Origin of the sequence: Acinetobacter sp. MYb10 (assembly GCF_002980175.2) — a bacterium.
Classification (GTDB): Bacteria; Pseudomonadota; Gammaproteobacteria; order Pseudomonadales; family Moraxellaceae; genus Acinetobacter; species Acinetobacter guillouiae.
Window position 1 is genome coordinate 2,109,856 of record NZ_CP058272.1, and the last position, 22,210, is coordinate 2,132,065.

Annotated in this window: 13 protein-coding genes and 1 pseudogene; 3 read left to right on the forward strand and 11 right to left on the reverse strand. The window is 37.6% G+C overall.

Features of this window, described 5'->3' with window-relative positions; genetic code table 11:
* Positions 1 to 28 precede the first annotated feature (28 nt).
* From CQZ96_RS21870 to CQZ96_RS09860, 7 genes are all read right to left on the reverse strand, one after another.
* The gene (locus CQZ96_RS21870; protein WP_178283376.1) at positions 29 to 1,087 is read right to left on the reverse strand and encodes a calcium-binding protein; all 1,059 of its coding nucleotides are present in this window, start codon (positions 1,085 to 1,087) and stop codon (positions 29 to 31) included.
* Between the two features lie 6 nt (positions 1,088 to 1,093).
* A complete protein-coding gene (locus tag CQZ96_RS21690) occupies positions 1,094 to 6,856 on the reverse strand; it encodes a calcium-binding protein (RefSeq protein WP_178283378.1) in 5,763 nt (1,920 codons plus the stop codon).
* 36 nt (positions 6,857 to 6,892) lie between these two features.
* Positions 6,893 to 7,594, reverse strand: a complete 702-nt coding sequence (locus CQZ96_RS09840) for a hypothetical protein (protein ID WP_105713400.1) — start codon at positions 7,592 to 7,594, stop codon at positions 6,893 to 6,895.
* Positions 7,595 to 7,805: 211 nt separating this feature from the next.
* Complete coding sequence (locus tag CQZ96_RS09845) at positions 7,806 to 8,360, reverse strand: TetR/AcrR family transcriptional regulator (protein WP_105713251.1); 555 nt, start codon at positions 8,358 to 8,360, stop codon at positions 7,806 to 7,808.
* Positions 8,361 to 9,019: 659 nt separating this feature from the next.
* Complete coding sequence (locus tag CQZ96_RS09850; RefSeq protein ID WP_004722874.1) at positions 9,020 to 9,511, reverse strand: flavin reductase; 492 nt, start codon at positions 9,509 to 9,511, stop codon at positions 9,020 to 9,022.
* A gap of 195 nt (positions 9,512 to 9,706) precedes the next feature.
* Positions 9,707 to 10,735, reverse strand: coding sequence for a methionine synthase (locus CQZ96_RS09855; RefSeq protein WP_004819267.1), 1,029 nt, complete (start codon positions 10,733 to 10,735; stop codon positions 9,707 to 9,709).
* Between the two features lie 28 nt (positions 10,736 to 10,763).
* Positions 10,764 to 11,741: a DUF1852 domain-containing protein gene (locus CQZ96_RS09860; RefSeq protein ID WP_034610135.1), complete on the reverse strand. Its 978-nt coding sequence runs from the start codon at positions 11,739 to 11,741 to the stop codon at positions 10,764 to 10,766.
* Between the two features lie 1,078 nt (positions 11,742 to 12,819).
* Here CQZ96_RS09860 and CQZ96_RS09865 point away from each other — a divergent pair.
* The 3 genes and pseudogenes from CQZ96_RS09865 to rluB all read left to right on the forward strand — a co-directional run.
* Positions 12,820 to 13,611, forward strand: coding sequence for a segregation and condensation protein A (locus CQZ96_RS09865; protein ID WP_105713253.1), 792 nt, complete (start codon positions 12,820 to 12,822; stop codon positions 13,609 to 13,611).
* Positions 13,608 to 14,198, forward strand: a complete 591-nt coding sequence (scpB, locus tag CQZ96_RS09870; protein ID WP_004722881.1) for an SMC-Scp complex subunit ScpB — start codon at positions 13,608 to 13,610, stop codon at positions 14,196 to 14,198. The genes CQZ96_RS09865 and scpB overlap by 4 nt, the downstream gene beginning before the upstream one ends.
* Positions 14,199 to 14,239: 41 nt before the next feature.
* Positions 14,240 to 15,127 (forward strand): annotated as a pseudogene (gene rluB, locus CQZ96_RS09875) (23S rRNA pseudouridine(2605) synthase RluB); the annotation flags it as partial.
* Positions 15,128 to 16,286: 1,159 nt separating this feature from the next.
* Here the strand turns inward: rluB and CQZ96_RS09880 are convergent.
* Genes CQZ96_RS09880 through CQZ96_RS09895 form a run of 4 tightly spaced genes read right to left on the reverse strand, consistent with a single transcriptional unit; the run spans position 16,287 to position 22,145 of the window.
* Positions 16,287 to 18,023 (reverse strand): ABC transporter ATP-binding protein, encoded by a 1,737-nt coding sequence (locus tag CQZ96_RS09880; RefSeq protein ID WP_105713256.1) that lies wholly within the window; start codon positions 18,021 to 18,023, stop codon positions 16,287 to 16,289.
* A gap of 11 nt (positions 18,024 to 18,034) precedes the next feature.
* On the reverse strand, positions 18,035 to 19,174 hold the full coding sequence (locus tag CQZ96_RS09885; RefSeq protein WP_105713257.1) for an ABC transporter permease: 1,140 nt from the start codon (positions 19,172 to 19,174) through the stop codon (positions 18,035 to 18,037).
* Positions 19,175 to 19,182: 8 nt separating this feature from the next.
* On the reverse strand, positions 19,183 to 20,121 hold the full coding sequence (locus CQZ96_RS09890; RefSeq protein ID WP_004722891.1) for an ABC transporter permease: 939 nt from the start codon (positions 20,119 to 20,121) through the stop codon (positions 19,183 to 19,185).
* Positions 20,122 to 20,135: 14 nt separating this feature from the next.
* Entirely contained in the window at positions 20,136 to 22,145 is a 2,010-nt protein-coding gene (locus CQZ96_RS09895) for a M3 family metallopeptidase (RefSeq protein WP_105713258.1), read from the reverse strand.
* Positions 22,146 to 22,210 lie beyond the last annotated feature (65 nt).

The following is a 22,210-nucleotide window of genomic DNA, read 5'->3' on the forward strand; positions in this document are numbered from 1 at the left end:
GGCGGGTTTTTTGCTTCCTAAAACTTCACTAAATTAAAAATGCATCCACTTTAATTAAGTCATCCAAACTATTCAAATTTGTTTGATTATTAAGGATTAATATTTTATTGCTTGAATAGTTAGTTTCACTACCATCTCGATCAAGACTTAATGTAATGGTTGAACCATTTTTTTCAAACAATAAATATTGATTTAAATTTTCCTTATTAACTTCACCAATTAATAAGTCCGATATGTCAATTTTATCACCTTGACTGGTATTAAAGTCAGACCAAGTATCAAAGCCATTTCCGCCTGTTCCATCACTTTCAAATCCTTGTAAAAGTTTAAATATTGCTGTATCTGCACCTAAACCACCATAAAGGGTGTCATTACCCAAACCACCAATTAGAGCATCATTTCCCAAATTACCAATTAATGTATCACTTTCATTTGTTCCAACTATTTCCATCCCGATTTTTGGAAAATCTGAAGCTATGATCGTTTGATCTGAGAATACGAATTTCTCAATATCTGAATAAGTCTTAAAGAAATCTTTTATTGTGACCAAATCACCTTCGTTATATCCGAATAACTTCAGATCACTCCCTTCTTTTCTAAATTTCACTTCTTCAAATTTTACATCTGTAAATTGAACAATATCGTCTCCAGTGGTACCTCCACTGTAGTCATATACGATATCTTGACCATGTCCTTTACTAAAGACATAGGTATCTCCTTGATAGCCACCTTCTAGATAGTCGTTACCCGTACCGCCAATTAAGGTATCTGAACCATTTCCACCATAGAGTTTGTCATTCCCTGAACCACCATCTAGTACATCATCATATCCTGAAGCATTAACGATATCGTCTCCTGCACCAGCTTTTACTATGCTCTTATAACTCCATGTTGTAATAGTTTCGCCTGCATCTGTACCTTCAATGGTCAATCCATTCTGACGTAAATAATCAAGCGTGATCGTTTGATCTGAGAATACGAATTTCTCAATATCTGAATAAGTCTTAAAGAAATCTTTTATTGTGACCGAATCACCTTCGTTATATCCGAATAACTTCAGATCACTCCCTTCTTTTCTAAATTTCACTTCTTCTTATTTTACGTCTGTAAATTGAGCAATATCGTCTCCAGTTGTACCTCCACTGTAGTCATATACGATATCTTGACCATGTCCTTTACTAAAGACATAGGTATCTCCTTGATAGCCACCTTCTAGATAGTCGTTACCCGTACCGCCAATTAAGGTATCTGAACCATTTCCACCATAGAGTTTGTCATTCCCTGAACCACCATCTAGTACATCATCATATCCTGAAGCATTAACGATATCGTCTCCTGCACCAGCTTTTACTATGCTCTTATAACTCCATGTTGTAATAGTTTCGCCTGCATCTGTACCTTCAATGGTCAATCCATTCTGACGTAAATAATCAAGCGTGATCGTTTGATCTGAGAATACGAATTTCTCAATATCTGAATAAGTCTTAAAGAAATCTTTTATTGTGACCAAATCACCTTCGTTATATCCGAATAACTTCAGATCACTCCCTTCTTTTCTAAATTTCACTTCTTCAAATTTTACATCTGTAAATTGAACAATATCGTCTCCAGTGGTACCTCCACTGTAGTCATATACGATATCTTGACCATGTCCTTTACTAAAGACATAGGTATCTCCTTGATAGCCACCTTCTAGATAGTCGTTACCCGTACCGCCAATTAAGGTATCTGAACCATTTCCACCATAGAGTTTGTCATTCCCTGAACCACCATCTAGTACATCATCATATCCTGAAGCATTAACGATATCGTCTCCTGCACCAGCTTTTACTATGCTCTTATAACTCCATGTTGTAATAGTTTCGCCTGCATCTGTACCTTCAATGGTCAATCCATTCTGACGTAAATAATCAAGCGTGATCGTTTGATCTGAGAATACGAATTTCTCAATATCTGAATAAGTCTTAAAGAAATCTTTTATTGTGACCGAATCACCTTCGTTATATCCGAATAACTTCAGATCACTCCCTTCTTTTCTAAATTTCACTTCTTCAAATTTTACATCTGTAAATTGAACAATATCGTCTCCAGTGGTACCTCCACTGTAGTCATATACGATATCTTGACCATGTCCTTTACTAAAGACATAGGTATCTCCTTGATAGCCACCTTCTAGATAGTCGTTACCCGTACCGCCAATTAAGGTATCTGAACCATTTCCACCATAGAGTTTGTCATTCCCTGAACCACCATCTAGTACATCATCATATCCTGAAGCATTAACGATATCGTCTCCTGCACCAGCTTTTACTATGCTCTTATAACTCCATGTTGTAATAGTTTCGCCTGCATCTGTACCTTCAATGGTCAATCCATTCTGACGTAAATAATCAAGCGTGATCGTTTGATCTGAGAATACGAATTTCTCAATATCTGAATAAGTCTTAAAGAAATCTTTTATTGTGACCGAATCACCTTCGTTATATCCGAATAACTTCAGATCACTCCCTTCTTTTCTAAATTTCACTTCTTCAAATTTTACATCTGTAAATTGAACAATATCGTCTCCAGTGGTACCTCCACTGTAGTCATATACGATATCTTGACCATGTCCTTTACTAAAGACATAGGTATCTCCTTGATAGCCACCTTCTAGATAGTCGTTACCCGTACCGCCAATTAAGGTATCTGAACCATTTCCACCATAGAGTTTGTCATTCCCTGAACCACCATCTAGTACATCATCATATCCTGAAGCATTAACGATATCGTCTCCTGCACCAGCTTTTACTATGCTCTTATAACTCCATGTTGTAATAGTTTCGCCTGCATCTGTACCTTCAATGGTCAATCCATTCTGACGTAAATAATCAAGCGTGATCGTTTGATCTGAGAATACGAATTTCTCAATATCTGAATAAGTCTTAAAGAAATCTTTTATTGTGACCGAATCACCTTCGTTATATCCGAATAACTTCAGATCACTCCCTTCTTTTCTAAATTTCACTTCTTCAAATTTTACATCTGTAAATTGAACAATATCGTCTCCAGTGGTACCTCCACTGTAGTCATATACGATATCTTGACCATGTCCTTTACTAAAGACATAGGTATCTCCTTGATAGCCACCTTCTAGATAGTCGTTACCTGTACCGCCAATTAAGGTATCTGAACCATTTCCACCATAGAGTTTGTCATTCCCTGAACCACCATCTAGTACATCATCATATCCTGAAGCATTAACGATATCGTCTCCTGCACCAGCTTTTACTATGCTCTTATAACTCCATGTTGTAATAGTTTCGCCTGCATCTGTACCTTCAATGGTCAATCCATTCTGACGTAAATAATCAAGCGTGATCGTTTGATCTGAGAATACGAATTTCTCAATATCTGAATAAGTCTTAAAGAAATCTTTTATTGTGACCAAATCACCTTCGTTATATCCGAATAACTTCAGATCACTCCCTTCTTTTCTAAATTTCACTTCTTCAAATTTTACATCTGTAAATTGAACAATATCGTCTCCAGTGGTACCTCCACTGTAGTCATATACGATATCTTGACCATGTCCTTTACTAAAGACATAGGTATCTCCTTGATAGCCACCTTCTAGATAGTCGTTACCCGTACCGCCAATTAAGGTATCTGAACCATTTCCACCATAGAGTTTGTCATTCCCTGAACCACCAGAAAGTGTATCGATACCATCAGCGCCATTAAGAGTGTCATTGCCTGCACCACCTAATAATATTTCTGACTTAGATGATCCATTTAGAATATCAATATCATTAGTACCAACAATATATTTAAAGGCTGTTGGGTACTTCATAAGGAAAGTATTAATTTCAACCAATGTACTATCATCAAATTTTTCATAGTTTTCAAAAATAAGTAATTGAAGTCCCTCAAATCCTTTTTTAACAATATCACTGTATACATTCGCAATATGATCAGTAAACTCAATCAACTCAATGAAAGTATTTTTAATATCAAATGAGAATTTTGTCTCAAATAATTGCTCAACATTTTTAAAATTCTGAATATATCCAATATCACCGTTATCTTTTAATATCCATTCTTTCTCAATTTCATCTTCATAATTTTTATAAATTGCTGTCTGTCCATATAAACCTTTGTAAATGGAGAAAGTAATATCATCATAAATATTATTGATTGCTTTAGTTGTCTTGATAATATCGTCTTCACGGATATAAAAGAGCTTTTCTGTCTTAGTTCCCATGAAAGAGTCAATAACACCAACTTTAGATTTAGCCGCATTAAAAGCGGATTGAATTGCTGGATCAACTTTATCAAAACTAATCGTTGGCCCCCTGTTTCCACCAGCAATACCAACACCTTGCCCATTCGAGCTCACCATTGATTCCCATAACCCCTCTGTATACTCATGGTATGAAGGATCTGTTTTAGCCCACGCTTTTAATAATGCTGGTAAAAGTTCTTTTTGTGCTTCAGTTGTTTCCGCAGACTCATATTGTTTTACCAGTTGCTCCAGACTTGATGATTGAGCCATTGCTTCGCGAAGATCACGTACTCGACCATATCCTTTTAAATCTGGCAAATCTTGTATTTCTTTATTTACTTCAATTTTATTCGTGAATTCACTGTAAATTGAATCAAAACTGAAATTAACATCTCCCATAATATGAGTAGTGCCATCAATTTTTTCATAAGAACCTACTTGAGCTAAAATATTATTTCCAGCTAAAGCAGTATTTGTATCTTTATAATTTACATTTAATGATTTAATTCCTATCTCTTCTAGAGTAAATAGTTCATTCTCCTGACTTTTACCATCTTGATTTAGATCCCTCCAAACTTTTAGCTTACTGAAGTCTTCATCATTGGCATCTATTTTTCCGTTTTTGTCTGTATCTAAATCGGCTAATGCATCAAAACCATGTTTCGCTTTTTCGCCATTTTTAAGACTGGTATTATCACCAAAGACCTCTGTACCATCATTGATGATGCCATCTCCATTACGGTCAAATACTAGCAGTCCATCATGTGGGCTAACCCAACCAGTTGCTGTCTTAAGCCCATCGGCATCGTTATCAAAAAGGGCACCATTTAATTTATTGTGTGCAATAGTTTCAATACCATCGCCATCTAAGTCTAGAATAAGTGGATCATAATAGTAATGATGCCCTTCACGATTTAGACCAAACCAATCCTTTATGAAATCTGGAGTAACATCATCTACCCATTTTGAAATATTGTCTGGATCAAATAATTTATCCAACCCAAAAGGTAAATCAATACCATTTTCAGCAATATGATTATAAAGTTTATATAAAAGCTCCCCTACAGCTTTACCACCTTGATAAGCACCGTATAAAAGAATACCTGCTAAAACCACCTCACCCAATACTGGGACACCAAGTAAGCCAGCTATAACAGGCACCAACTCTGCACCGGCAGCAAATATGACTGTTCCTATAACAGCTTGAGGTCCATATTCTTGTGCTTGTTCTTGGAATGGTTTCCAATTACCAGTTTCTAGACCAACAACTAATCCTTCAAATGTATTATTCAGAAAATCGGCGGCCATGACGCCAGCACCGACCTTTCCACCAATCAAGCTGTCACTTAAATATTTTCCTAAATTGTTCGCCATTTCAGGATTAAGTTTAATTTGCCCATTTTCTACTTGGAGCATATTATTTTTAATAATTTGTTGAGTATCTTGCCTTACTGTCTCTAAACTTCCATTTACGAGTTTTAGTGATTTATTTAGTGCATCTGCTACAACTTGAAGGTCTACATACCCACGTTGCGATCCAAGCTTTACATCTACAAGTATAGATTCTTTAGTTCCCTGAATTTTTGTAATTTCTGCATCAATAATGACTTTTTCAGCTTGTAACCTAGAAATTTCATTTTGAATATTTGATTTTTCAGCTTCAGAAAGTACATTATTTTTTAAAGCTTCTGTGAATTGATTTGTTTTTTGAATATTTTGTGTGAGATCAGCAGATGAATTCACCAACTTTTCATAAATACCAGAAGGTGGTTTGTCAGAAATACCATTTACATAAGCTTTAGCATGGGTATAATTTTCTATAATTATTTTTTTATTAGCATCACTAAGACTACGATCTCCATTAATTAATTTTTCCAAGTCATTTCTCATCGCTTCCGTTAAAGGAATTGAGTCGTAAGATTGGGTTTTTATGATTTCAATAGCTTCAGCTATAGCTGTTTTGGTAAACTCTACATTTCCAGCACTTGTCTTACCTTCGTCATTAACTCTCACATTTTCATTTGCAACTTTTGCATATTTTATGTCATTTTCAGCAAATGTTTCTAATCGTGCTTCTGCCTGTTTAAAACGCTCTGAATCAGCATTTTTTAATTGCTCAACCGTTATGACATGTTGATCTAAATAATTATTGATACTTTGTTTAGCAATGTCTTTATTACCATTTAAGATAATTTCACCACTAACTAACCCCTCTCTTAGAGTTGCCTGTAAATCAATAATTGCTAGTTTTTTTTGATCGACCGTTAAATTACCATCAATAATAATTTCTTTAACCCATTGTTTAACAGCCTTATTATATTCAGGATGCTGAGTATAATGCTGTGATGCACCAATTGAAATATCAGATATAGGGTGTCCACTGTCTTGTAAAGCTTTAGCCATCTCTGCACGATCAGCATCAGAATATAAAGCAATTCGATTATTAAATGATTGTAAAGCAGTATTCTTATACTTATCATCTGAAATATTTGATGTGTCACTACCTAATAGTTTGTTCAGTTGATCTTTAAATTCACTATTAAAAAGTTCAACAGGTAAAATATGATGGACTTGGAAAGATGAAGTAGCCATGTTGATTGTTCCTATTTTTTATTTTCTAATTTGTTTTTATTTAAGATCACATAAAAATAATTGCCATGCATCACTCAATTGAGCTTCATCTAAAGCTTTTTTAAGTTCATCAGACATAAAAATTGAATTATCAAGTTCAGGATCTCTCCACAAATCAATATCACATTCAACAGCCTCCTTTTTTATGGCAATAGCACGATCCGCATAGTCCGCATGGTATAACTCAAAAAGTTGATAATCTTTATGTCTAGCATTTCTATATTTTGTTAAGTCTTGTGTACTATATTCTGGATAGAAAAAGCTTCGCAATTCAGTAATATTGAAAAAATAATAAGTTTGATCATTTACCAATTCATTGAATTGAATATCAAAAAATGATAAGGGATAGAGTACGCTTTCTCCTAAGCGAAATTTCTTCAGCACATTAGCGCACTGTTCAGTGAGAATAATGAAACCTTCTTGTGTACGGAAAAAACTTGGTAGTTTGACTGTTTTACTAAAACCGTGAGCATATAAGATTGTAGGTGCATTAGCAGGTAATATTTTTTCAGCTAGATGATATTTTTTAGTAACTTCTATCCGAGCATCAAGTAATTTAGCTCTACGTTCTTTTTCTTCTGGTGAGTTTTCTTTAAGTTTATGAAACTCAACATAATCAAAAGTATCAGGAAAGGATAAACCAAATACTCGATAGTTTTCATCAAACATAATCGTTGTTGTCCATACGTTACTAGACATATTTTCCTCTTTTAAGTTTTTGTAAAGTTTGTTTTGTAATACTAGCATTAAGCGCATTTTTATAGGATGAAAATTCCAGTTCAACGACAAAATTTGTCGTACAAAAAACAGCCTTTCAGTTTCACTAACTTATTATCTTAAGTGCATACAGAGAATTTATTAATAAATAATGAAATGATTTTAAATATTATTTACACAAAATCTAAAATAGCTACCCCAACCCATCCAAAAAACACCCCACTAACCGTTCTCGATCATCCACACTGTTTTCACCCTGAAGCTGAACCATTGCCCCATCAATCACAAACAAGAACATATGTGCATCTTGTTTTGAGGCATTCACATTGCTGGTTAAAAGCAGTTTATAAATTTCATCAATCAGCCAGTGTCGATACTCAACTACGATTTGATAAGCATTGGGATAGCGCTTTTCAATTTCAAAAATAGCCTTAAACGGTAGATGATAAAACCCTTCCAGATTGGCATGTAAAAAGAAAATATGCTTAAGCTTTTCAAAAACAGTAAAGTCTTTCTTTTTATAAATCATCGTAAACACTTCTTCTTTCAGTGCATCTTTTTGAAAGGTTAAACTCATTTCAATCAAACGCTCTTTAGAATAGAAGTATTTATAAAACGTGGCTTTGGGAATTCTGGCAGACTCAATAATACGGTTTACCCCAACATGATGAAAACCGTATAGGTTAAAGAGTCTTCGGGAGGTATCGAGTACCCTTAAAGCTCGAAATGAAATATCTAAATTTGACATATATCTTCCCTATAAATATTTTTTGTTTTAATGAGATAAAAACCACACTCGATATTGTTATAAGCAAAGAAGCATACAAAGGCTTCAAAAGGTAACCAAAGTGGATCTCAAGTTTTATTGTTGATATTTTTTAGGTATAACCAGCCAATGCTTAAAAGCCCAAAGGCTGTTAAACCGTGCTAAACACTAATTTGAAGGTGTACGAATAAAATACATGGCCAACTCCTGAACAATTCAAAATTCTGCCAATGTATAAAAAATTATGGTGGCAGAACGAAAGAAGGTTGACAGACTGGTTCGACCCCAGCACACCCGAAGGTGTCCCTCTCCCGCCCTACCGCAACGAGAGGGGACGAGAAGTTTACATGCAAAACTATCCCTCAGATGGAATAATTCTGATGCAGTCGAAAAACGGTCTGTCAAAACCGACTGGCAATGTAGGCCAGCCAGCAAAGAATAATCGGAGATTTTTCGGGTGTCAATGTCGGATTTTGTGTAAAACATTAAAATTATTATTATTTTTCAATCAATTAAGCAATTGATTATGATTGTATTAAACCAGCGTATTTGATCAATTCAACCGATCAAAACGCCTTATTATTTTTAGCTCTGGCATAAGGCGTAAACCAAAAAGCAAACTGGCTTTAAGCAAACTAGCTTTAAGCAACCTCGGTCTGCCCAACATGATGATAAGAACGATTAAAATAAACCAAGCTTTGATCATGTTCACTTTGTTGAATCGCCACGATACGACAAATAAAAATCGTATGTGTTCCGACTTCTTGAATTTGCTCAATCTCGCAATCAAAATTCACCAAAGCATCATCTAAAACTGGTGCGCCAGTTTCCAATTCCGTCCAAACACCATGTTTAAATCGTTCTTCTGGGCTTAATTTAGACGAAAACGCTTTAGAAATATGCTGATGATGTGCACTTAAAACATTTACAGTTAAAATTTTATTTTCAACAAAATGCACATGCGAACTCGCCGCTTTATTCATACAGACCAATAAAGTCGGAGGCGAATCCGTCACACTACATACGGCAGACGCAGTAAATCCGTAACGACCAGACAAACCTGTCGTGGTAATGACACTGACTGCACTGGTCAACAAAGACATTGCATTTCTAAAGTCTGTTGCTTCAATCATTTCATTGTTCCTAAATTGAACCGTACTTTTTTAGATTTAGCATTACCCTGCTATTCCGTCATGTAGGCACTGCATCTGGATGAGTTTCTCAGTAGAACTGATGTTCTCTAAATTGTGATCAGGGTTTCCCTTTGGGTCTTGGATATCCATTCACCCAAACAGGTCACCCTTTTTACACCACAATATCGTTGAATACTAGCGGCTAAGTTCTTTACGAACGATTTCTGCGCCAGCACTTAGAGCATTAAGTTTGCCCCTTGCAACTTCACGAGATAAAGGAGCCATACCACAGTTAGTCGATGGATAAAGCTTATCTGCATCTACAAACTGAAGTGCTTTTCGTAATGTGTTGGCAACTTCTTCGGCCGTTTCAATGGTATTGGTCGCCACATCAATAGCACCAACCATTACTTTCTTACCACGGATCAATTCGATCAGATCCATTGGCACACGAGAGTTTTGGCATTCTAAAGAAACGATATCAATTTTAGATTGTTGAAGTTTAGGGAAAGCTTCTTCATATTGGCGCCATTCTGAACCTAATGTCTTTTTCCAATCTGTATTGGCTTTGATGCCATAGCCATAACAAATATGCACCGCAGTTTCACATTTAAGCCCTTCAAGCGCTCTTTCTAAAGTCGCAACACCCCAGTCGTTGACTTCATCAAAAAATACATTAAATGCAGGTTCATCAAATTGGATAATATCCACACCCGCAGCTTCTAACTCTTTGGCTTCTTCATTAAGGATTTTGGCAAATTCCCAAGCAAGTTTTTCACGGCTTTTATAGTGCGCATCATACAGCGTATCAATCATCGTCATTGGACCAGGCAACGCCCATTTAATCGGCTGATTGGTTTGTTGACGTAAAAACTTAGCATCATCAACAAAAACAGGCTTTTGACGAGACACCGCACCGACAACAGTTGGTACGCTTGCATCATAGCGATTACGAATGCGTACAGTCTCACGTTTCTCAAAATCAACACCGTTGAGATGTTCAATGAACGTGGTGACAAAGTGTTGGCGGGTTTGTTCGCCATCACTAACAATATCGATTCCAGCGTGTTGTTGCTCTTGCAATGACAAACGCAAAGCATCTTGTTTGCCTTCAATTAATTGCTCATCTTGTAATTTCCAAGGTGACCAAAGTTTTTCAGGCTCGGCAAGCCAAGAAGGTTTTGGTAGGCTGCCAGCAGTTGAAGTCGGTAATAATATTTTCATAATCAATAATCTTGTCTATCTAGGTAAATTAAGCAACGTAATTTGCAGACCACTGCTCAAGGATATGTTTGTATGGCTTGATGAACTGCTCTTCAGTAAATTTCCCTTGCTTAATCGCCAACTGACCACGCTCTTCTCGGTCATACACAATACGAGTAAGTGAATAATCCTGATGCTTTAAACTTGGTTGGTAAGATTTACCTGCCACAGAATTCGCGTTGTAAATCTCAGGTCGGTAAATCTTTTGGAAGGTTTCCATGGTGCTGATAGTCCCGATCAACTCAAGGTTAGTGTAATCACTCAGCAAATCACCACGGAAGTAAAATGCCAAAGGCGCAACACTATTAGGCGGCATAAAATAGCGAACCTGCAAACCCATTTTTCCGAAGTATTCATCTGTTAATGAATATTCATCTTGCAGATATTCAACACCCAATACTGGATGTACATTTGCAGTACGGTGATACACCTTGCTACTTGAAACACTAAGACAAATCACAGGTGACTTTTTAAAGTTTTCTTTATACGCATTTGAATTTACAAATGCGTTGAAAATTTTCCCATGAAGCTCACCATAGTTTTCTGGCAGGCTAAATTGATCTTTATTTTTATTATGTTCTAACAGCAATACACTAAAATCATAATCACGCACATAAGAAGAAAAATTGTTGCCCACAATACCTTCAATACGTTGATTATTTTTGTGATCAACAATATTGGTTTTCAATATTTCAATCGTAGGGAAAGTCTCACCGTTGCCTTCGATATCAATATCAACTGAAATGATTTCTAGCTCGACAGAATAACGATCTGCTTCAGGATTATCCCAATGCGCTAAAGCATTAAAACGATTGTCAATCATCGTTAGGGTATTGCGCAAATTGTCATGGCGACTCTCACCTCTTGCTAAATTGGCAAAGTTGGTTGTGATACGCGTATTATTAGAGGGATGATAGTTTTCGTCGAAACTAATGCTCTTAATCGTAAATGTAAAATCTTTACTCATGATGATCTGATACCCTAATTTCTGAAATAAACCTGAATTTTTTTCATGCTCTTTCTGAACCATCCAATTTCTTTTTGGATCTATCCAGTCAATAGTATTTCCCGTATTTTCTGACTTGTACTTAGTCGCTCAATTCAGAATCAACGATAATCTTGTCTATCGTGAAGCGCTTGGTGTAATTTATACCGCAATCCGTACATGAATAAAAATGATATAATTTCACAAAAAAGTGAACCAAATTCATGTTTAGGGGTGAGCAACATGAATAAATGGATTGTGAGGCTGGGATGTTTGATCAAATCTCAATAGATGAGTAATCAAAAATGCTGTTAAAAGCGTATATAAACAAACTGTTGTGATTGCTAATGTGTTGCGCCGTATTGTGTTGGTTGCTATTTGGCTTTTTTCTTGGCTTAGTGAATTAAGAAGAAATGAAGATCGAAAGTATTATTTTGATTGATCATTTAACTTTTTCTATTGTGGAGCTGTTGGGTAAAAGTCACCTATTCAAAGATTTTAATAACTTAAAATCCGCATATATTTGAAAACAAAATTATTTACTCATTCATCACTAATTTTTTTCATATTTATAGTCTTAAACGATTTCGCTGAGATGTTTATACACCATCCAGTTATATCCAAAATCAACTAAATAACATTGTAATATTTTGGGCAAAATTATAATTTTAAGCATGCAATAATAGAGTCAGTATCATTTTGCAAAGAATAGATTGAAAGTAAAAAAATCTAACAATTCAAACTCACCCAACATATAAAGTTGATCCACTTCACATTATGCGATTAAAATTTGGATAAATTTTTTCTTAAAAATATATAAAAATTTACAATAAAAATGAGTAGCTTAGTTAAGTTTAATCATCACAAAACGAAATATTCCCTATTTATTTTCAGGTTTTTTTATGGTTTTTATAATTAAACAATGTATTCCTCTTAACTTTTCCATTAAAATAAGCCAAATATCTTTTTGTAATTCGTCACCACCCTCTCCTATTGTACCTATTGAGTGGTAACACGAATAAAACATGCCTTTGAAAATTCGCGTGGCTAATAAACTGTAATGACTCAAGCAACTCAGCATCCTATGGAATCCATTTCCAACATCCGTGTATTGGATGAATGGCAAGAAGAAATTCCAGAGGATTTATATATTCCTCCTGCTGCATTCGAAATTCTGCTTGAACATTTCGAAGGACCACTCGACTTTTTAATTTATCTGATTCAAAAAAATGGTTTCGATCTTTTACAGTTAGATATTGCCCCGATTGCAACACAATACTTGTCTTATATGGACGGTATGAAATCGTTAAATATCGAATTAACCGCTGACTATATGGTGATGGCAGCATTATTGGCAGATTTAAAATCTCGCTTGTTATTGCCAAAACCAAAAACTATTCATATTGAAAAAGATCCAAAACAGGAATTAATCGATCGCTTAGAAACCTATTTACGGATTAAAAAAGCAGCTGAACGTTTAGGGCAGATGCCTGTTTTAGACCGAGATACTTTTGCGACCCATGTCGCGATTGGTCATATTCCAAAAGTGTATGAAGGTTATGACGTTGAGATGCTAAAAGATGCATTGTATTGCATTTTTAACCGCCCTGAACCCATAACCCATAAGATTGAACAAGAACCTATATTACTTGAAGAACGCATTGCTTATATCGAATATATGATTGAATCTGGAGAAGTTCTCAGTTTCCAAGAATTACTCAAGCCAAACCAAGGTCGAATGGGCATGGTGGTTACATTTATGGCAATCTTGGAGCTGACCCGTCAGCAAAAAGTCCAAATTATTTCTTCTGGTGTTGAGGCCCCGCTTGCAATTCAAGGAGCAACGGCATGACCATTGATCAAAATAATGCCTTTAATGTTGATGAATTACATCACGAAGTTCTGATGCAACTTGAAGCGATTATCTTTGCAAGTGATGCCCCTGTATCTCTTGCTCGCTTAAAAGAAGCATTTCAAAATCAGTATTCTAAACAACAGTTGCAACAGTATTTACAGCAATTGTCTGTGTTACAACATGGTCGTTCAATCGAACTTGTCGAAACAGCACAAGGTTATCGTTTTCAAGTGCGGGCAAAATACCGCAACGTGATTGCGCAAGTTTGGCCAGATCGACCAACTCGATTATCGCCGTCACTGTTAGAAACAGTTGCAGTGATCGCTTATCATCAGCCAGTAACCCGTGCTGATATTGAGCAAATACGAGGGGTTACAAATAATAGTCAAATACTCAGGACTTTGTTTGATTGGAACTGGATTAAAGAATCTGGTTACCGAGAACTCCCAGGTAGACCCGCGTTGTTAGTGACAACGCCACAATTTTTAAATGCTTTTGGTCTAGTGTCTTTAGATCAATTGCCTCCCCTACAGGATGCCAAGGAAGCTTTTATGATTTTGGATGCGCAAGCTGCCAAGTCTTAAATAGGTGCACTGTTGATGATTATTTCTAAGGTTATGCTGTCATGAGTGAAAAATTGCAAAAGGTACTCGCACGAGTGGGTTTGGGCTCTCGCCGTTATATGGAAGAGGTCATTGCCGCTGGTCGTGTAAGTGTCAATGGGCAGGTTGCTCAAGTGGGCGAACGTATTGAACCAGGTGATGAGCTTCGCATCGATGGTCGTAAAGTTCAGTTCCAAATTGAAGACGAAATTCGTCGTCGTGTATTGATTTACTACAAACCTGAAGGTGAAATCTGTTCTCGTAATGATCCAGAATCTCGCCCGACTGTGTTTGATCACTTACCCCCGATTTCCAATGACCGTTGGGTGATGGTGGGTCGTCTAGATATCAACTCAACAGGTTTATTACTTTTTACAAATGATGGTGAACTTGCCAATCGTTTAATGCATCCCTCAAATGAAATCGAACGTGAATATGCAGTTCGAGTCATGGGTGAAGTAACGCCTCAACTCAAAAACAACATGACAAATGGCGTTGTTTTAGATGATGGTCCAGCAAAATTTGAATCTTTCTCTGAAATTGGTGGTGAAGGGATCAATCGCTGGTACCAAGTCGTTGTAAAAGAAGGTCGTAACCGTGAGGTTCGCCGTATTTTTGAATCACAAGGTCTAAAAGTAAGTCGCTTGCTCCGTACTCGTTACGGTACTGTGATTTTGCCTCGTGAACTTCGTACAGGTCGTTGGATGGAACTTGATAAAACTGATATCGATAATTTAACCAAAGCTGTTGAACTGAAACCACGTCAAGGCACAGGTTTATTTGGTATGGCAAAACGTCGTACTGAACGTATGCAAGACAAACCTATGGCTGCGCGTCGTGGTGGATTCCTGCGTCAACAACGTCGTGATAGTGAAGGTGAAGAAGCTCACAACCATCAAAATGATCGTCGTGATGCTCAGCCAAGTGCAAACCAATATGGTCAAAACCGCACTGAAAATCGTACTGACAATCGCAATGAACGCTCTGAAAACCGCTTTAATAAAGCACGTTCTGGTGGCAACAGCTACAACAATGACCGTGCGGACAACCGTGGTAATAGTTTTAATAGCAACCGTTCTGAAAACCGTTATGGCAATCAACAAAACCGTAATCGTTCAGAAGGCCGTTATAATCCAAACGAGCGTCTAGATCGTTCAGATCGCCAAGAACGTAGTGAACAACCTGAAAAGAAAAAACCGTTTGTTGTGACAAAAGGTTTTAAAAAGTTCTAAGTTCTGAATAGACTTAAAGAGCAAAAGCCACTATTTTTAAATAGTGGCTTTTTTTCGTTTAAACTATGCGCTACATCATGCATTAAGATTTAAATATATTACTGTAGGCTATGCCTCAGCTTGTGCTGTAAACAAAACAGTGCAAAACCCTTTAAGCAATATGATCTTAATATGGTAATAACAATATGAATAAAAAATACCTGATCCTCATTCCCTTATTTCTTATCTGGTTTATTGCGTCTATATCGATAGCATATCAAGGGCTGTTTTATTCAGAGTATTTGATCAATTTTCTTAGAAAGAAACCACAGGATTATGGTTATCCACTTTTTCAGGTTGTCATTTTATGCTCAATTTATGGCCTATGGATGTGGAGCTATGCCTATTTACTTTGCTCAGAAACAGCCATTCGCAGACCATTTCTTAGCTATACAGTCTGTTCAATCTTACCGATTGTTATTCCAGTCTATGGCGTAATCATACTGATTTACTCACCACCTGATATAATCACTTTTATTCTAATCAGTTGTGCAACCAGCCTATTTCATTTTTTATTATTGCCTATTCTTATGCCTATCTATCGCAAGTATATTTATCCTAAACAAAACGCATCAGCTTAATCGTGTTATATATCAATAAAAATACTCCTTACGCTACTACAACTGTAGCTCTCCCTGTTAGAAAAAGAGGGAGAGCAACCTGAGACTAAATTAATTAACTTCAGTAATACCCCCCTCCTTTTTCAAAGGTGAGAAGTATCAACTTCGCAAAGAGGAAGATTTGAAATCCTTAACGGACTGACAGCAACTGAATCCAGCAGCTCTCACATAACAAAAATCTAAATCACCTGTCTGGTTCCTTGTGGAATTGAACTCAGTAAGCGTTTGGTATAGTCATGTTGTGGTGATTGATATAACTCATCCGAATTGGCGATTTCAACAATATCACCATGGTTCATCACCATAATTTGATCCGAAATATATTTCACCACAGACAAATCATGTGAGATAAAAATATAACTTAAGCCAAATTCATCTTGCAGATCTTGAAGTAAGTTTAGGACTTGCGCTTGAACCGATACATCAAGTGCCGAGACTGATTCATCACAGATTAAAATTTCAGGTTTTAAGGTTAAACAGCGTGCGATTGCAATACGTTGACGTTGCCCCCCAGAAAACTCATGCGGATAACGATCAAAGGCTTGCACAGGTAAGCTTACTCTTTCCAGTAATTCTAAAGCCATCTTTTTACGTTCATTATCATTTGCACCAATTTTATGAACTTGCATCGGCTCCATCAAAATTTGCCCCACGGTAAAACGCGGATTAAGTGAAGCATAGGGATTCTGAAAGATGATCTGAATCTTACGTTGATACTGGGCAAACTCTTTTTCAGACATTGCCAAAATATCTTTACCTTGAAATAAAGCTTGGCCGCCAGAAGCTTGTTGCAAACGCATCAACAATAAACCAATGGTGGTTTTACCTGAGCCTGACTCCCCCACGAGCCCTAAAGTCTTCCCTTTCGCCAGTTGGAAAGATGCCCCTTTGACTGCTTGAAATTCATCTTTGCCAAATAGCCCTTTACGGCTAAAAAATGATTTTTTTAAATCACGCACATCTAAAATAATTTCTTCACCGCCAACTAGGCCGCGCTTGCGCTCCGCAAAATCCACCTCAGGCAAACTCACCACCTCAGTCACAGGTGCATCTTGGGCTTGCATAAAATCACTAATGACCGGTAAGCGATATGGACGATGCGAAAGTTGCGGACGGCATAATAATAATGCTTTGGTATAGGCATCTTGTGGCTGTTCTAAAACAGCTTTTGCTAAACCTTGTTCACGAATTTCACCATGACGCATCACAATCACTTCATCGGCAATTTCACTCACCAATGCCAAGTCATGGGTAATAAACAACATCGACATTTGACGGCGCTTACGTAAAGCCTCCAACAAATCCAATATTTGTTTTTGGATGGTGACATCTAATGCTGTGGTCGGCTCATCAGCAATCAGTAATTTGGGTTCACAAGCAATTGCCATGGCAATCATGACCCGTTGCTGTTGACCACCAGACAGTTGACTGGGGTAAGCATCAATCTTGCTTTCAGGGGATGGAATCCCAACTTCAGTGAGTAATTCCAAAGTGCGTTGTCGTGCTTGTTTACGCCCCATATTTAAATGGATACGCATAATTTCAGCGATTTGATCACCCACTGTAAACACAGGATTAAGTGAAGACATCGGTTCCTGAAAAATCATAGCAATGTCTTTACCACACATTGCACGCATTTGTTTACTGCTTAAACTGAGTAAGTCTTTGCCTTCAAAAATAATTTTACTGTTTTCAGCAATACGAGATTGACCTTTGGGTAATAAACCCATGGTTGCCAATGAAGTTACTGATTTGCCACTGCCAGATTCGCCAACCAAGGCAACGGTAGTATTGGCAGGAATCTGAAATGAAATACCTTTTACGGTTTCAATAAATTGCTTATTTTCACCCTTAAAACTCACACTCAGATTTTCAACACTGAGTAGCACAGGAGGTGTCGCTTGTTGTTCTGACATCTTTAGGCTCCTTATTTTAGTTTAGGGTCTAATGCATCACGCAATGCATCTGTAAACATTGAAAATGCGGTCACAAGCACGGCCATCGCTACTGAGGCTGCCACCAATTGCCACCATTTACCTAAAATCAGCTCACTTTGCGCTTCATTCAACATACTGCCCCATGACACCACCCCCACAGGTACACCAAAGCCCAAGAAGCTTAAAATCACTTCAGACTTAATAAATGCAACCACCAAGATCGACATCTGAACCAACGCAATATGGCTTACATTAGGGAAAATATGCACAAACATCCGTCGGGTATTACTGACACCAATTGCTTTGGCTGCCAGCACATACTCGCGTGAATTATGTTTCATATATTCGGCACGAATTAAACGGAATACCCCAGTCCAACCCGTTAATCCCAAAATTAAAACAATGGAAAGAATACCTTTTTGTTGCAGTACAGCGGCAATCGCCAACACCAACAATAGATAAGGTATCGAGGTAAAAATGTTATAAAACCAGTTTAGAACATCATCCACCCAACCACCAAAGTAACCAGCGATTGCCCCTAAGAATGTACCGATTACCACGGCCAGCAATGCCGAGATTAAGCCCACAATAATTGAGGTTTCTGCGCCTTTAATGGTTTTGAGTACAACATCCTGTCCCCATTTATCTGCACCGAAAGGCAAGGTTTGTTTGAGTTCACTTTGCTGATCAAGTAAATGCCCACCCAATTGCTGATCAATGGCTTTCATATCTTCTGCAAGCGGATCTTGAATACCGTAGTAGTCAATCGTGCCACCTGAAGCTTGTTCTGTTGCAATTTCAGTATTTAACTCTTTGATCACATCTTTTAAAGGATCAACAGGATTTTCAGGTAAGGCCTCTACAGTTGCGGCTTTTTTTGCAGAATCTTGCGTGTTTTGATCTGCCCCGATAAATGTAGGTGGCGCATAACTCACGGCTACTTCTTTATTCCAATTTGATGCAATCACACCCGTCATGGAGAGTACCAATATGATGAAATAACACAGCAACACCAATAACGACAGCATAGCGATACGATCTGCTTTTAAACGTCGCATCGCCAATCGCCATAAACCGGGAGAAGTCTGTTGTTCTTGGGCGTCTACTTTTTTCGATAAAATTCCGAGCATCATCCCACCTACTTCAACTGTACGCGTGGATCAACCACTTTATAAATCAAATCAGCGATCAGGTTAAAAATCATGGTCGCAGCGGCAACATAGACCGTGATTGCCTTAATCACAGGAAAGTCGCTTCGTTCTACTGCAATAATGACTTCTCGCCCAATCCCCGGAATACCAAAAAATCGCTCAATTAAAAATGCCCCAATCAATAACGCTGGCAGGCTCGACATCACGTCAGTAATAATCGGAATAGATGCATTACGCAATACATGTACGCCTAAGATACGTCCCTCACCGACCCCTTTTGCCCGTGCAGTACGGACATAGTCCTGATTGACTTCATCCAAGACAAAGCTACGATATAGACGTAAAGTCGGTGCAATACTCACCACCAACATGATTAAGATTGGCAATAGTGCGTATTGCAATAGATTTTCACTGAGACTATCGCTCCAACCTTGTACAGGAAACCATCCCAGTTTATAGGCAAGACCGTACTGAAATACGATGATATACACCAAAATACTGATCGACATCCCAATGGTACATAACAACATCACCATACGATCCGTCAATGAACCACGTACCGAAGCAACAGCCAAAGCCAGAATGATTGAAATCACGGTTTGTAAAATTGTCAGTGGAATGATGATGGTCAGCGATGGACCTAAACGGGTCAGGATAATGTTTGAAACCGATTCCCCAGTACTCCAGCTATTGCCATAATCAAAAGTCAGGATTTGCTTAATAAAAATCCACAATTGAACGTAATATGGTTGATCTACCCCAAGTTGCTGACGAATATTTTCAATCTGTTCAGGGTTTGCCATTTTTCCAGCAAGGATATAAGCAGGATCTCCGCCAACCCAGTTAAATAGAAAGAAAATCAGCAACACGACTCCCAACATGGTCGGAATCATTTGCCATATACGGCGCGTGATATATGCCAGCATAGTTCTAATTCCTTTTAATCACGTTGACCAGTAATTTCTTGAAAGAATGCCTTGTTATCTGGTTCTCTGCCCAAGAAATCAACCACCAGCTGCTCTGCTTTCTTTTGTCCACCTTGTGACAAAATCGCTTTACGATAACGTGCTCCAACCTCTGGATTATTTAAGTTATCGCCAAAAGCTGAAAGCATGTCTAAGGCCATCACTTCTGACCACATATAGCCATAATAGCCGACTTGGTATCCGCCCATAATATGACCAAACTGTCCTGGGAATTCTGTGGTCGGCACATACCCTAAAGCGGTTTGATTTTCGAGTTTTTTCCATACATCTAAAGGCTGGGTTTTTAAAGCATCTGCGGTATGCAGTGCCATATCATATTGCGCATATAAGGTTTGACGAGAATAGAACAATCCACGACCATAGTTTTTAACGGCTTTTAATTTACCAATCAATTCATCATCGACACGCGGACAGGCTGGTTTACAATAATTGGCTAAGGTCGATAGTGTCTCTTTACGACGTGCCCATTCTTCATACATCTGTGACGGCGCTTCAACAAAATCTCGCTCGACTGAAGTACCAGATTGCGAGGCATAACGGGTGTTTGACAAAATTCCATGTAAAGCATGTCCAAACTCATGCACAAAAGTTTCCAGTTCATCACTGTTTAGACCTTTGCGGTTAAAGTTGGTGACTAAGGCTGAAATCGGTTTACGCTGGGTCAGGGTACTGCCACCCTTAACGCCCCACACCGCTGCATGACCATACTTTCCTTCACGTGGAAATTTATCGATATATAAACCACCTAAAAGCTGACCTGTTTTCTGATCTGTGACATCGTAATATTCAACTTCATCTTGCCAGACATCAACTTTGGCAGGCTTAAATTCAATCCCATATAGATTTGATGAAATTGCAAATAACCAATCTTGTGATGCTTGGGTCGGAAAATATTCGCGCATTTTTTCTTGGTCAATTTTGTACTTTTCTTGACGCAATTTTTCGCTCCAATAGCCCTCACTCCAACGGTTAATTTCCGCTTTTTCCACTGGGATATTTAAGGTCTTGGCTTTAAATTCACGCAGTGTTTGCACTTCTTTTTTCTCTAATGGCGCAACCGTACTATGTACCTCATTGAGGAATTTATTGACCGTTTCAGGATTCTTGGCCATACGGTTTTTCAATGCCCAATCGGCATAACTGGCTTTACCAAATAATTGTGCAAGTTCATGCCGTAGATCAATCGCCTGTTTAAGCAACACTAAATTCTTTTCAGTACCACGGCGGGTATAAGCAATTTGATAACGTTTACGTGCATCATCACTGTCTGCCAATTCCATAAAAGGACGGTATTCTGGGTAGTCAAAGCCCAATAGATAATTGCCTTTTTCATTTTTCTTTAGATTGGCAATATAGCTTTCTGGTAAGCCTTTTAATTCGGCTGGGGTAAATTCTAATTTTTCAGGATTATCTCGAATGTTGCGGGCATATTCTTGTTGAATCTTGGTCAATTCATCTAAAATCACTTTTAAACGTGCTTGTTTTTCTGCGGGAAGTTGTACCCCTGTATCTTCAAAACCATCTAAAATATCTTGGCGATATTTTCGGTCAATCTCATCACTGGCTTTGGTTTTTTTAATTTGCTGATAAAGTTTCCCGTCTTGGTACACTTCAGTTTGGAACTGACTGATTTTAACTTCGCAATCTTCTGCGGCTTTACGTAAATCTGCGCTTGGGTCAACATTACTGGCTAAATTAATTGGCCCATAAAAATCTTCAAACTCTGCAAAAATTTGATCCCACTTTGCCAATACTGCTCCAGCAGGCGCATTATTTTTGAGTTTAACTTTGGCAAATTCAGCCAACTTGGTTTTAACATCTGCAATTTTTGCATCACATTGGGCAGGGATATCTTTGGCCTGAAACTTGGGTAAAGTACTGCGTTCGGTTTCTGCAAAGGCCCATTGCCCCATACCCATTGACAACATACAAAGTGTGGTTAATTTAAATCGCTTCATTTTCATTTTCTCCAATCTTTCATTTATTCATTTTCAAATTTCAATCTGTTTATTTTTAAGCTTTTGATAGA

Bases quoted from the DNA above. Each gene is read 5' to 3' on its own strand.
- CQZ96_RS21690 (WP_178283378.1), bottom strand. From the start codon at position 6,856: ATGGCTACTTCATCTTTCCAAGTCCATCATATTTTACCTGTTGAACTT.
- CQZ96_RS09840 (WP_105713400.1), bottom strand. From the start codon at position 7,594: ATGTCTAGTAACGTATGGACAACAACGATTATGTTTGATGAAAACTAT.
- CQZ96_RS09845 (WP_105713251.1), bottom strand. From the start codon at position 8,360: ATGTCAAATTTAGATATTTCATTTCGAGCTTTAAGGGTACTCGATACC.
- CQZ96_RS09850 (WP_004722874.1), bottom strand. From the start codon at position 9,511: ATGATTGAAGCAACAGACTTTAGAAATGCAATGTCTTTGTTGACCAGT.
- CQZ96_RS09855 (WP_004819267.1), bottom strand. From the start codon at position 10,735: ATGAAAATATTATTACCGACTTCAACTGCTGGCAGCCTACCAAAACCT.
- CQZ96_RS09860 (WP_034610135.1), bottom strand. From the start codon at position 11,741: ATGAGTAAAGATTTTACATTTACGATTAAGAGCATTAGTTTCGACGAA.
- CQZ96_RS09865 (WP_105713253.1), top strand. From the start codon at position 12,820: ATGACTCAAGCAACTCAGCATCCTATGGAATCCATTTCCAACATCCGT.
- scpB (WP_004722881.1), top strand. From the start codon at position 13,608: ATGACCATTGATCAAAATAATGCCTTTAATGTTGATGAATTACATCAC.
- CQZ96_RS09880 (WP_105713256.1), bottom strand. From the start codon at position 18,023: ATGTCAGAACAACAAGCGACACCTCCTGTGCTACTCAGTGTTGAAAAT.
- CQZ96_RS09885 (WP_105713257.1), bottom strand. From the start codon at position 19,174: ATGCTCGGAATTTTATCGAAAAAAGTAGACGCCCAAGAACAACAGACT.
- CQZ96_RS09890 (WP_004722891.1), bottom strand. From the start codon at position 20,121: ATGCTGGCATATATCACGCGCCGTATATGGCAAATGATTCCGACCATG.
- CQZ96_RS09895 (WP_105713258.1), bottom strand. From the start codon at position 22,145: ATGAAAATGAAGCGATTTAAATTAACCACACTTTGTATGTTGTCAATG.